This window comes from Microbacterium sp. JAI119, from assembly GCF_013410135.1.
In the GTDB taxonomy this organism is placed as follows: domain Bacteria; phylum Actinomycetota; class Actinomycetes; order Actinomycetales; family Microbacteriaceae; genus Microbacterium; species Microbacterium oxydans.
This window is the reverse complement of the sequence record NZ_JACCCK010000001.1, coordinates 1,688,932-1,701,470: the sequence shown is the minus strand read 5'-3', so window position 1 is coordinate 1,701,470 and position 12,539 is coordinate 1,688,932. Positions and strand designations below refer to the sequence as shown.

Below are 12,539 nucleotides of genomic sequence, written 5' to 3'. Positions count from 1 at the left end.
GGTGTGAATCAGGCGGCCTCGGCGTCGCCATCGACAGGAACGACTCGCGTATCCGTGACCTCCGGCATCCGTTCGAGGAGCACCATTGCCCAGACGATCGCTTCCCAGTAGTCGGGATAGATCGTCTCGTTCCGGCACCACGCAGCATCGCCGACGGTACGCACCTCAACGCCGTAGCATCGCGGCGAGAGTAGCAACTCCCGCACAGCTGTCGGCAGGTCGGTGTTGTTGCCGTCCCGGCCGGGCAAGCCGATCAGCACGGCATCTCCGACGAGCATCGCCTTCTGTCGCGCTTCGGGGACGTGATACCACCATAGGAACGAGGCTCGGCTGTTGATCGGCAGGTGCCGGAGCAGTCCTTCCTCGTTGACATAGATGGTGACCCCGAAGTCGAGCAGATCGACGGCTTCGATCCATCCGCCGACTGCAACCTGGTAGTCCTCCAGCTGCGCGAAGTTGCGCAGCTCGAGCGGCGATTCAGCATCCGCAGGGATGACGATTCCTTGAACCATCGTTCCCACCTCCTTACTGTTGTCGCGGCCGAGAACCTGAATGGTTCTCTGGCAAGCCGCGGGGCAGCAACGAGGGCAGGGAAGTGATTCCGGGCAGCTGCCCGGGGAGAGCGTCCCCAAACGCTCAGATCCCCGGGACAGCCGCCCCTCTCCCCCAGTGAGAGGGAGCCTTGTGTGTCAGGCGGAGCCTGACTTGGCACGCGGAGCCTTCGCTCCAGCGTCGCCGAAGATGGCCTCGATCGCAGACTGCTTGGTCTTGGCCTCGCGGTCGATCTCGGCGCGCACCGTCTCGGCCCTGGCGAGCACCTTGGGGTCGGCCTTGCTGGTCTCGACCCAGGCCTCGAGGGCGATACGGATCTCTTCGGTGACGGAGCGGTCGTTGAGCTGGGCGATGACGTCCAGCTGCGCCCGCAACCCGTCGGTGATGCGAACGCTGAGCGGTCGCGTGGGGCCGAGTGCCGACATCGGCACCTCGGCAGGGTTGTTCTCACTCATAGTGAGCCCTCCTCATCGGGAGCGGCCGGCGAACCTGGATGGTTCTCCTGCAAGCCGCATGCCGACGAGGAGCGGATCTCTGAGTATGAAGTCGTCGTCTTGAAAATCAATACCTGTTGTCCATTCCGCAACGCCCGACCACCGTTGGGCCGCTGGAGACGCTGTCCCCGAACACTTCAACGGCGCGCGATCCTGAGTTTGCGCACGCTTCTCCTCAACTGGCGGCGCCGGGCTCGCTCGATCCGGGAAGCGCGCTCGTTGACGGAGTCCGACACGAGCGGCAGCGGCTTCAGCATGAACCGGCCGGCCACCGCAAACGGAGGCCACGCAAAGCCGCGACCCTTCCGTCCGAGTGGCGATTGGATGAACCGTCGAGCAGAAGGAACTGCCGCTCGGCAACCCGCGACGGCGTTCTAGAGGCCCTCATCTAGGTCAGAAAAATTGCGTCCATGGTTACTTGTACGGAACGACGCGGATCTCGACTTCGGCCTGAATCGTCGCACCGACGCAATCAGGCACCGGCTCGTCGCGTCCGGTGTAGATGACTTCGAACTCGTATCCGCTCCCGCGGTCGATCCGCTTGCCGACGAGGTGGTTCTCGAGTTTGGCCTGCACACCGGCGCGGCTCGCCCCCGTGCACTCCGGACCACCCTCGACACGCAGATAGGTGATCTCGGCAGCCGAGATCTCGACCGCGGTGTCCTCGCGATTCTCCGCCGGATAGACAGCGACGATTTCGGACCCCTGCGCCACTTCCACGCCTGGAGCACGCTCCACGCCGATCTCCGTTCCTGCAGTCGTCTCACGGTCGGAACCGCTGAAGATTCCCGGCGCGAAGACCTGCAGCACGACGAAGACGATCCCCGCGACTGCGAGGACAAGCCATGTGATGGGTCGTTTGAGCCAGTCGCCGAGCGTGTCCACGTTCTTGTCCGTCATGGTTGTCCCTACCTGGCCGACACTAGTGCAATCAAATCAATGTAGCCGATGGGTGCCCGCATCAGCATTCAAGCAATCAGCACTTTTCACTATGCGTCGACAAGCCTCCAAGGAAGCGTGAAGTGCGACCTGCGACGTCACGGCCTTGGTGGATTCAACGCCGAACATTAGTAGCCACCCACCGGGACGATGCACCCCCCGTAGGATGCTGGAGAGTCGGCCCATCGCCCAGTGATGGACCACACTCTCGACTACGCCAAATCACAAGCTCGGACGCCACCGGATGAAGGTTGCAAGCCACGCGCCCAAGATAAGGGCGGCTAGAGCAGAGATCGACCAGATTGACGACTCAAGTACGACACCCAAGGTACTTATGGCCGATTCCAATTCGCCTTCTTCGGCTTGTGACTCATTCGGGAGCATGACGAGCATGAACGCCACCGCTACAAGCGCCAACGCTGCAAGCGCAAGAACAGACCGGTACAGATTGACGGCGAATCGGACTTTGAAATGCGCCGTTGGCCGCGCAGCATACAACCCGATCAGCGCTGGCGCGAAGAGCAGGAGAGCAACAACGGCCGCTTTAGCACTGCTGTCCAGTCCTGCGACTTGGTTGCGAAGGACGTCGAGAATGACGAGCACCGCGACCACGAAACAAAGTGCGATAATCACGGGCATGACGAGCTCGCCTGAGAGCCGACACTCGACTACGACTCGCCCCAGGGTTCTCGCGAGATCCTCCTTGCCCTCGCGGAGGAGTTCGTTTCGTTCATATCGCGCGTTGGCCACGACTTGACCCGCGGTGAACTTGATTGATCCACGCGCCTCTGCATCTGCATAGCGACGTTCCCCGGCGCGAGTGCGGAACTCCGCAGAGACAACCTCAAGGCCCTCCGGGATGTCGACGCGCACCTGGTGAGAGGGCCCGGCGGGATGAGCATCTAGTGGATAGTCGAAGCTGGCCCTCGGCACGATTCCCGGGCCCTTCCAGCGAGCCGCGAGTGGATCGCTGGAAGTTGACGTTGAACGTAGGCTCACTTTTACGAGGGACAAGCGATCCTCCCCCCGAAGTGCAGCTGAGACCATGCCTCGGTCTAGCGGAAGGGCGACCGCGAAAATGTAGTCAGAGTCTCCGATACGTACGCCGGACTCGCCTTCAGGCGCCGGCGGCGGTTTGGCTCCAGCCACAACGGTCGATTGATAGTACTCGGCATAGGACCCCGCCCTCAGTGCACTCCACCAGGACATCGTGGACTTTGCAGCAGCCTCCGCAAGAAAGGAGTTCTCGCTTCGCTTCAAGAGGTGAAGGGATCGGCCGTCTGGGCCGAAGATGTCGACTCCAGCGATGATCTCCCGCGGCAAGACAAGGAGCGGCAAAAGTACTTGGGATGAGATAAGAATTCCGCATCTCTGCGCGAGGAGAATGACGCGAGAGAGATGGATATCGAAGCTAATCCGCCGCACCAACTCCGTACTAGAAGGTGACGAGACGTCATCTATTCGTCGACGGATCCAGTAGTCGGGGTCGTCCAGGAGTCGCTGAATAAATCTCCCGTACGTTCGCGACTTAAGGAAAGATGCGCTTCCAGAACGGATCTTCATCGAAGACGTCAGTAAACCGTAGGACTACCGACAAGCTTCAGGTAGCGGATGTAGCTGATGTGCCGCCCTTTGTGCTCGATCTTAATATCGGAGAGCTTCGCGTACGCATACTGCTTAGTTCGCGCATTATAGAATGACAGATGAGGCGCTGAAGGCCGGGACCGTCGAATGATGGCGTCGTCGATGAGAAGGTGATCCCCGTGGTAGTCGAGCTCGACCAGCTCTGACATCGCGTGGGTGTTAGACATTTTCGCCCCCTCCGGAGGAGGCGGAAGATCGAGTTCGCGCCAACATCGGATTGCCTGATCTCCAAGCATTCGCTGAAGGCACTTCAAGATTGGACGCGATTTGCGTTCCGGATCCGAATCTTGCGGTGGGTACCTGTCCATTACGTCGCGTATTATGCACGATGCCTCCGGTCTTTGTCAACAGTTGTTGACGTCGGCGAAGCTAGGTCAACCTCGCAGGCGTTGTGGGAACCCATCGGGTCCCGCAGAAACACCACGGTACCAGCGAGCCCTGCGGTAGAGACAGCATCCTCCAGGTTCGGGGTTACATCAGCCAGACGACTCATGGCCTGATGCTAAAGCAATGCACCGACACTCGCCCAGCAGAAACTCCGACATCGAATCACATTCGTGTGATTCGCGGCTGCGGCCACACACCCACGCTCACGGCACCACCGGCGCTCCGTAGGTCGAAGCAGCTGCTCGCTCCCGCTGCGATCCACGTGCCAGCTTACGACGCTAAGGGCGGCACGGACCTGTTGCGCTGTGATCACCTCGGGGACCACAAAGGAGTCAGCCCCTTATTGGGTCAGCTTCACGAAGTACTCGTATCGGTCCCCCGGAGATGAACTCGAGACGTACTCGACTGGTCTCCCAGACGTGTCACTGGTCCAGCGATTGATGGTGAGCAGCGGAAAACCTGCAGCTACCCCGAGCGCGGCAGCCTGGTCAGGAGTCGCCGCCTCAGCCCGGATCTTCTCGCTGGCCTCCTTCACGTAGACGCCTCGCTCAGCAAAGAGCGCATAGAGCGACTGCGTGCGAGCGAGTTCCGCAGCCTCAAGTTGGGCGCCGATCTCGTCCGGCACCCAGGAGACCATGAGGCAGAACGGTCTGTCGTCGTTGAGTCGAAGTCGCGAGACGCGCCAGAGGTGCGCGCCGGGCAGAAAGTCGGTGGCGTTGAGAGGCGGCGAGGGATCGGGATGGATCGCAATGTCACGGATGCCGGGCTTCAGTCCGAGATCGCGCATTAGGTCGGTAAAACTGCGGAGGTCTCCGAGCGTATGAGTCATACCCTGCTCACTGACGTAGGTGCCCGATCCACGCTGGCGCCGTAACAGGTTGACCTGGGTGAGAACGTGGAGCGCTTGACGCACCGTATTGCGGCTGACGCCGAAGAGCTTTCCCAGCTCCAGCTCACCGGGTAGGCGCTCGCCGGGCTTCCACCGACCGTCAGCGATCTGCCGTCGCAGATCATCGGCGATCTGTTGATATGCCGACTTAGTCATGGTGCCACCTTGCCACAGGATTCATGTACCAACATCTATTGAAAGTTGTACCCACAACTTGATAGGTTCTGTCTCGTCCGCACGATGCAAGTCACGCGAGTCATCCCTTCGTTCAACGAATAGAGAAGAGATCGTCATGCAACGCCACCGCTTCTTCCGCCGCACCGCTGTCACGAGCCTCACCCTCCTCGCCGGCCTTGGTCTACTTGCCGCGTGCACAGCGCCCGACTCCTCAAGTTCACCGGAGGCAACCTCCGGCAACGGTGATGGCGACATCCGCATTGCCTTCGTCTCGCAGGTTGAAGGCATCCCATACTTCTCCGGGTTCAAGGCCGGCGCCGACAAGGCTGCCGAAGAGTTCGGGGTCTCGTACACGCAGTCTGGACCGGCGAAAGCCGACTCTGCCGAGCAGAAGCGCATCGTCGACGGTCTCGTCGCTCAAGGCTTCGACGGCATCGCGATCTCGCCACTCGACCCCACTTCGATGGATGGTTCAATCGCCGCCGCCTCCTCCGCCGGCCTCGCAGTGATCACCTCCGACGCGGACGCGCCGAACAGCGAACGAACGGTCTTTGTTTCGCAGGCGAGCGACGAGGAACTCGGTCAGACCGCTATGGACCAGATTGCTGAGCAGTCCGACGGAAGGGGCCAGTACGCGATCGTCTCTGGCGCTGCCGATGTCGCAACCTTCAACTCCTGGTCGCAGGCAGCCATCGACCACCAACTCGCCGAGTACCCCGACATGGAGCTCGTGGGTGGCATCCGCCACACTGCCGACAGCGCCGAGGCGCTAAGGGAAGCACAGGACCTACTGACCGCCTACCCGGATCTCGTCGGCATCATCGCGGTACCGTCGACAGCTGTCCCCGGCGTTGCACAGGCGGTACAGAACGCGGGCAAAGCTGGCGATGTTGCGGTGACCGGTTTCGGCAGCCCGAAGACCGTCGCTCCGTTCATTGCCTCAGGCGTTATGGAGTCCAGCGTGCTTTGGAACGTCGAAGACCTCGGCTACCTCACGGTCTGGGCCCTTGCCCAGGTGATCGAGGGCAATGAGTTCGCAGCAGAGAACGACGTGCCGGGTCTCAAGGACCCCGTCCGGTACGACGAGGCCACCCAGACGCTTCTGCTCGGTGAGCCGACTGTGTTCACCAAGGAGAATGTCGATGACTTCGACTTCTGACCCGTCCGCGCTCCTCACGGTCAGTGGGGTTTCGAAGCGGTTTGGTGCAGTCGTCGCGTTGGAGGATGTCTCCCTCGAAGTCAGGCGAGCGGAACGCCTGGCGATCATGGGAGAAAACGGAGCGGGGAAATCCACGCTCATGAAGCTCCTCGCGGGGGTCTACAGCCCCGACGAGGGGTCCATGAGCCTCGACGGCGAACCGTACGCTCCTGTCGATCCGCACGCGGCTCTCGCCTTTGGCGTGTCGACCGTGTACCAGGAGCCGGCGTTCTTCGCGCATCTCTCTGTGATTGAGAACTTGTTCATGGGGAATCTGCCACGCACCCAGATCGGGTCAGTGGACGCTAGAGCGATGCGAGGTGAAGCCACGACGCTCCTCCGCCGACTCAACCTGCCCGAGCAGCTCCTCGATAGGAAGATGGGCGAGTTGTCCCTAGGGGAGCAGCAGCAGGTGCTCATTGCCCGTGCGGTGCGCGTCGATGCTCGAGTCCTCATTCTCGATGAGCCGACTTCGATCCTCACGCGGGCGGAGTCCGAGCGCCTTTTTGAGATCGTCGACACTCTTATTGCCGCGGGCACTTCGGTTGTATCGATAACCCATCGCTTTGACGAACTCGAGCGCTTGGGCGACCGGTTCATCGTTCTCCGTGATGGGAAGTTCGTTGGCGAGACCGACGACCCCGCTCAGGAGCCCCTATTGAAGCTGATGGGAGGGCGTTCCGGGGCAGCCCTTGTGCCGCTCGCGGCTGAGGATCGCCCGCCACTCCCTGAGGGCACCGCACCTGCACTGACGGTCAATGAGCTCACAGTAGAAGGCCAGTTCGCCGACATCTCCTTCGAGGTGTTCCCGGGGCGCATCACGGGGCTCTATGGGCTCGTTGGTGCTGGCCGTAGCGAGGTAGCGCTCACGATCTTCGGAGCGACCGGGATCAGTTCCGGCACGATGACCCTGGCCGGGCGCCCGTTCGCACCACGAAGCACCCGGGACGCGCTCAATCACGGTGTCGCCTACGTGCCCGAAGATCGCAAAACGCAAGGCGTCTTCCCGTATATGAACGTCACCGAGAACCTCACCGCGTCCACGCACGAGAAGGTCACCACCACCGGGGTCATCCGTGTCGCCAAGGAGCAGCGCTTCGTGGCGTCCTGGATCTCTAAGTTCTCCATCAAGACAGCGACCAGTCGCGCTGGCATTCTCACCCTGTCGGGTGGGAATCAGCAGAAGACACTTCTTGCGCGCGCGGTCGCCACGGAGCCAAGGCTGCTGATCCTCGATGAACCGACCCGCGGCATCGACGTCGCTACCAAGGCAGAGATTCATAGAGACATCCGTGAGCTCGCGGCGACCGGGGTCGCCGTGCTGGTGATCAGCAGCGAGCTGCCGGAACTGATCGCTTTGTCCGACCATGTCCACGTACTGAGAGAGGGTCGCATGATTGCATCGTTCACCCGCGAACAGGCAACCGAGGACAGTGTGCTCCGCGCCGCAGTGGGAGCGGGGGTGAACGCAGATGGCTGATCCCCGCTCACTTCGACGCGTACAGCTCGCGTTGCTTCCGATTCTCCTCATCGTCGAGTTCATCGTCTTTTCCCTGCTGTCGCCGCGGTTCTTTACTCCGGAGAACCTGGCGAATATCGCCTATAACTCGGCTGGTCTTGCCCTCGTTGCCGCTGGCGTCACGCTCGTTGTGATTCTGGGGGGTATCGATGTCTCTACCGGCTTCGCCGTTGGGATCGTCGCTTGGACCGTCGCAAAGCTGAGCGGCGCGGGTCTTCCCGCCTTTGTGGTGGTCGTCGCGGCCGTCGTTGTCGGAGCGCTACTCGGAGCCATCAACGGGATCCTCGTGACGTTCGGCAAGGTGCCGCCAATCATTGCGACACTTGGCACGGCAGCGATCTTCCAGACAGCTCTGTTTGCGCTCTGGAACAGCAACGACCTCTTCGCGGCCCCCGTCGCTCCGATCTTCTCAGGAGAGCGTGTGCTCGGGGTGCCAATGGTCGTCGTCCCCGTGATCATCGTCTACGCGGTCCTCGCTTGGTTCATGTACAAGCGCCCCGCCGGTCGCGAGCTGTACGCGACAGGTTCGAACCCCGAGGCCGCGCGCCTCGCCGGCATTCGAGTCAACCGACTGACATTCCTCGCCTACCTCACCATCGGCGTACTTGTCGGCCTCGCCGGGCTGATCTACGTCGGCCGCGTCGGCGTCGTGCAAGCATCCAGCGGCAATGAGGTGACCCTCCTTGCGATCGCAGCCGTAGTCGTTGGCGGTACTTCCATCCTCGGCGGAGAAGGCTCGGTTCTTCGCACACTCGGGGGCCTCGTTTTCATCGTCGTGCTACAGAACGGGATCGTTCTCGCGGGTGTCCCGCCGCTGTGGAATGGACTCATGGTCGGCACCACGATCATCCTGGCCGTGACCATCGACGTCCTCGCTGCACGAAAGGCCAATCGCCCCCTCCTGAGAGGTCTCGCATGAACCGCATCATGAGGTCCGTCCCCTGGAATGACCGCCGCATCTCGCTCGTGGTGCTGATCATCATCGCGACCATCGTGATGAGCCTGCTGTCGCCATACTTCCTCCGCCCCGACAACCTACTTTCCATGACGCAGTACGGCGCCGTGCTCGGCCTGCTCGCCCTCGGACAGAGCATCGTGATCCTCGGTGGAGGCGGAGGCATCGATCTCTCCGTCGGCTCCACCATGAGCCTCTCCGGCGTCACCTTCGGGCTCCTCGCCGTGAACGTGGGACTGGACCCCTGGGTGGCCGCCCTCGGCGCAATCGCCGCCGGTGCGCTCCTCGGCGCAGTCAACGCAGCGCTCATCACACTGCTCCGCATTCCTCCGTTGATCGCCACAATCGCCACCCTCTATCTGTTCGCCTCAGCCGCATTGGTGCTCACGAATGGCATCGACATCAACGGCTTCGACCGCTCAGGCTTCGCATTTCTTGGGCAGAGCAAGATCGCCGGATTCCCGACGCAGGTGATATTGGTGCTCCTCCCCGCCTATGTGATCGCAGCGATCATCCTGTCCCGAACACCGACCGGTCGGCGCATCTACGAGACAGGCAACAACGCACAGGCCGCACTCCTCACGGGAGTGAACGTGCGCGCCACCCGCGCAGGCCTCTACATCACCTCCGGTGCGCTCGCCGGTCTCGCCGCTGTCGTCAACGCCTCCTGGTTGCTGAACGCTAAGGCGGCGGCGGGGACAGGCATGGAACTGCAGTCGATTACCATCGCTGTCCTCGGCGGCATCATCATCACAGGTGGCATAGGCCGGGTGTCTGGCACGCTGTTGGGCCTTGTGCTCGTGATCGTCCTCAACTCGGGTCTGCAATTGGCGGGGGTGAGCAACACGTGGCAAATCGGTCTTCTCGGCGCCGTCCTCATTGCCAGCGTTCTGATCGACACCCTGCGAGTGCGGAGGCAACGCACATGAGTGGACTCGGTACCCTCATCCCATCTACACCGGCTCGCGGAGAGCGAAGCGTCGACCTGCTAGTGGTCGGCGACACCGGTGTCGACCTCATGGTCGATGTCGAGGCATTACCCGGTCGGGATGCGAAGTCCATCGGGAGGAGCCTTGGCATCCACCCCGGCGGCATGGGCGCGAACTTCGCTGTGGCTGCTGGCTCAGCTGAGCCCTCACTGCGCGTCGCGCTCTTCTCGCGAGTGGGCGGGGATCCTTTCGGTGTCGGATGTATCCGTGCCCTTGACGATGCAGGGATCGCCACAGATCACGTCGAGGTGATGACAGACGAACTCACCTGGTGGTGCGCCGTCGCAGTAGCCGCCGATGGAGAAAAGAGCCTCCTGGGCGGTCGCACATCGGCTTCACTCCCCGACGCCTCTCGTATCGGCGCGGACGTACTATCTACGACTCGCTGGCTGCACGTTCTCGCCGATGTTCCTGGCTCTGACGACCTTATCCAGCGTGCACGGGCGGCGGGTACGGGCACCAGCGTCGACGTCGAAGGCAGCTTTGTCATCGAGGATCCGGATCGGGCCAGAACACTCGTCGAGCTCGCGGACATGGCGATCATCAACACCGGAGCTGCACAGGCACTCACTCGAACAACCGACGACGAGTCGGCGCTCACATCCATCCTCTCGGGCACCGCGCACCGCGTCGCAGTTCTCACCCGCGGCGCGAATGGGTCAATGCTCGGGGCCACCGGTGCCGATGGCGAGATCGCAAAATGGTCTCAGGCCAGCGTCAAGGTGCCACAGGTCGTCGACACGACGGGGGCAGGCGACGCCTTCGCCGGCACCATCGTTGCCACGCTCCTCGCTGGCCGCGGCGCCGAGGAGTCTCTGACGGCCGCCGCACGGCAAGCGGCCCAAACGATCCGACATCTGGGATCCCGCTCTGGCGGTTTACCCGGTTGGCCACACGCCACCTATTCATCACCTGAAGGAGACAGCCATGTATAGCCCAACGGCTACAACACCGCAGACCGACCCGACCCGATTCACCCGCCTCGAGGACAAGATCCTCGGATCCCTCGCGACAGCTGTGATCGGCGACGCACTCGGCGCGCCGACGGAAACGCGAAGCATCTCGCAAATCCGCGCGCTTTTCAACGGACCGGTGACGGAGTTCCACGAGCCACTACCGGACTCGCCCTACTCCAAGGGTCGCCATGCGGCGCAGATCACGGACGACAGCAGCCAGTTGCTCATGCTCACCGAGGTGTTCATTCGCACGGGTAGCAAGATCACCGCGCGCGATGTCGCAGACATGATCCTCGAGTGGTCAACGAACACCGACTACTTCCCGCACTTCGCTGGGCCCACGACACGCCGTGCCATCGCAGCCCTCAAAGAAGGCGCTGACCCCGAGACCGTAGGTGCCGCCGGCGACGAAGCCACCACCGGCGCGAGTAACGGCGCCGCCATGCGCGCCGGCGCGGCCGGACTCGCTCACCCTGGAGACGTGAACGGCGCAGTGCAGGCTGCCCTGATTACGGCACGCCCCAGCCACTTCACATCGGTCGGCGTTGCTGGCGCCGCAGCCATAGCTGGTGCCGTCGCCGCTGCCCTCGTCGATGACGCTACCGTCACCGGCGTTGTGGACGCCTTCCTCTGGTCAGCGCTGGAAGGAGAGAGACTGGGCCGCGAGCTCGGTCGAGAAGTTCCGGCGCCAAGCGTCTACGAGCGAGCCAAACGCGCAGCGCAGATCGCGATCGTCGAGCGCGACCAAGATCGGCTCGCCACCCGCATCGCAGCCGAGATCGGCACCGGCCTGCCTGCAGCTGAGGCAGTCCCGGCAGCCCTCGGCTTCTTCGTCGCCGCCGCCGGCGATCCATGGCTCTCCGTTCAAGCAGCCGCCAATGCAGGCGATGATACCGACACCGTCGCGTGCATGGCCGGATCGATAGCAGGCGCCTATTCGGGTTTCACTGCCGTGCCGCGTGACAAGTACGAGCAGGTGCTCGAGGCTAACCCCATCGACATTGCCAGCATCGCCAAGCGCCTGTTCGCTACCGTTCGGTAACAGACCGCTGCACGAGAAACGGTGGGGCCGCTGAGCAGTCGTTCAGCGGCCCCACCGTTCGATCATGAAGACACAACGCCGCATCGAGAAGGAGCACGAATGGTCACTCACCACGATGTTCAACAGATCGCCCGCACCACCATGGATCTGGCGCGCCAGCATATTCGTGCAGGACAGACGCTCGCGTCCGTCCGTGAATATTGTGAGCGGTCGTTGAGATCTCTCGGCGCCGACTCGTTCTGGTACTGGGACATCGGTGCCTTCGTTTTCTGCGGGGAATCAACCGTCGAGTCAGTCTCAGGTCGCGACTATCAGACTCCCGATCGCGTCATCCAGTTCAATGACATCATCACCGTCGACCTCAGCCCGCAACGAGGCGGCGTATGGGGAGATTTTGCTCGCACAATCCTGGTGCAGGACGGCCGAGCACTGCTCGATTCACATCGAACGACCAACGCCGAGTGGTCTGCAGGAATCCAGGCGCAGGAGTTCCTGCACACGCAGTTGCTAGCCCGGGCGGAGCCTTCAATGCGGTTCGAGGAGCTGCACACGATGATGAATCGCTGCATCGATGAACTCGGGTTCGAGAACCTCGACTTCATGGGGAATCTCGGCCACTCAATCGAGCGCGACCGAGACGATCGTGTGTACATCGAGCAGGGCAATTCTCGCCGGTTGGCGGATGTCCAGTTCTTCACTTTTGAACCTCACATTCGTCGTCCCGGAGCCACCGTCGGCTTCAAGCACGAGAACATCTACTACTTCGAAGAAGACCAGCTCACTGAGCTGTAGATCGGT

At 62.2% G+C, this 12,539-nt stretch carries 13 protein-coding genes; 7 read left to right on the top strand and 6 right to left on the bottom strand.

Annotated elements, in window-relative coordinates; translation table 11 throughout:
* Positions 1-8 precede the first annotated feature (8 nt).
* The 6 genes from HDC31_RS08205 to HDC31_RS08180 all read right to left on the bottom strand — a co-directional run bounded on the left by HDC31_RS08205 (position 9) and on the right by HDC31_RS08180 (position 5,061).
* The gene (locus HDC31_RS08205; protein WP_179515997.1) at positions 9-512 is read right to left on the bottom strand and encodes a DUF3846 domain-containing protein; all 504 of its coding nucleotides are present in this window, start codon (positions 510-512) and stop codon (positions 9-11) included.
* 177 nt (positions 513-689) lie between these two features.
* Positions 690-1,007 carry a hypothetical protein gene (locus HDC31_RS08200; RefSeq protein ID WP_179515996.1) on the bottom strand — a complete coding sequence of 106 codons (318 nt, stop codon included), beginning with the start codon at positions 1,005-1,007 and terminating at the stop codon, positions 690-692.
* Between the two features lie 453 nt (positions 1,008-1,460).
* Positions 1,461-1,946, bottom strand: a complete 486-nt coding sequence (locus HDC31_RS08195) for a hypothetical protein (protein ID WP_179515995.1) — start codon at positions 1,944-1,946, stop codon at positions 1,461-1,463.
* 261 nt (positions 1,947-2,207) lie between these two features.
* Positions 2,208-3,548: a hypothetical protein gene (locus HDC31_RS08190; protein WP_179515994.1), complete on the bottom strand. Its 1,341-nt coding sequence runs from the start codon at positions 3,546-3,548 to the stop codon at positions 2,208-2,210.
* 8 nt (positions 3,549-3,556) lie between these two features.
* Positions 3,557-3,796, bottom strand: coding sequence for a hypothetical protein (locus HDC31_RS08185; RefSeq protein WP_179515993.1), 240 nt, complete (start codon positions 3,794-3,796; stop codon positions 3,557-3,559).
* A gap of 560 nt (positions 3,797-4,356) precedes the next feature.
* Positions 4,357-5,061, bottom strand: coding sequence for a GntR family transcriptional regulator (locus HDC31_RS08180; RefSeq protein WP_179515992.1), 705 nt, complete (start codon positions 5,059-5,061; stop codon positions 4,357-4,359).
* Between the two features lie 136 nt (positions 5,062-5,197).
* Between HDC31_RS08180 and HDC31_RS08175 the strand changes: the two genes are divergently transcribed.
* From HDC31_RS08175 to HDC31_RS08145, 7 genes are all read left to right on the top strand, one after another.
* On the top strand, positions 5,198-6,241 hold the full coding sequence (locus HDC31_RS08175; RefSeq protein WP_179515991.1) for an autoinducer 2 ABC transporter substrate-binding protein: 1,044 nt from the start codon (positions 5,198-5,200) through the stop codon (positions 6,239-6,241).
* Entirely contained in the window at positions 6,225-7,760 is a 1,536-nt protein-coding gene (locus tag HDC31_RS08170; protein WP_179515990.1) for a sugar ABC transporter ATP-binding protein, read from the top strand. The genes HDC31_RS08175 and HDC31_RS08170 overlap by 17 nt, the downstream gene beginning before the upstream one ends.
* Positions 7,753-8,718 (top strand): ABC transporter permease, encoded by a 966-nt coding sequence (locus HDC31_RS08165; protein ID WP_179515989.1) that lies wholly within the window; start codon positions 7,753-7,755, stop codon positions 8,716-8,718. The genes HDC31_RS08170 and HDC31_RS08165 overlap by 8 nt, the downstream gene beginning before the upstream one ends.
* A complete protein-coding gene (locus tag HDC31_RS08160) occupies positions 8,715-9,683 on the top strand; it encodes an ABC transporter permease (RefSeq protein ID WP_179515988.1) in 969 nt (322 codons plus the stop codon). Before HDC31_RS08165 ends, HDC31_RS08160 begins: the two co-directional genes overlap by 4 nt.
* Entirely contained in the window at positions 9,680-10,678 is a 999-nt protein-coding gene (locus HDC31_RS08155; RefSeq protein WP_179515987.1) for a carbohydrate kinase family protein, read from the top strand. Before HDC31_RS08160 ends, HDC31_RS08155 begins: the two co-directional genes overlap by 4 nt.
* Complete coding sequence (locus HDC31_RS08150) at positions 10,671-11,741, top strand: ADP-ribosylglycohydrolase family protein (RefSeq protein WP_257021992.1); 1,071 nt, start codon at positions 10,671-10,673, stop codon at positions 11,739-11,741. Before HDC31_RS08155 ends, HDC31_RS08150 begins: the two co-directional genes overlap by 8 nt.
* Positions 11,742-11,840: 99 nt before the next feature.
* Complete coding sequence (locus HDC31_RS08145) at positions 11,841-12,533, top strand: M24 family metallopeptidase (protein WP_179515985.1); 693 nt, start codon at positions 11,841-11,843, stop codon at positions 12,531-12,533.
* Positions 12,534-12,539: the final 6 nt, after the last annotated feature.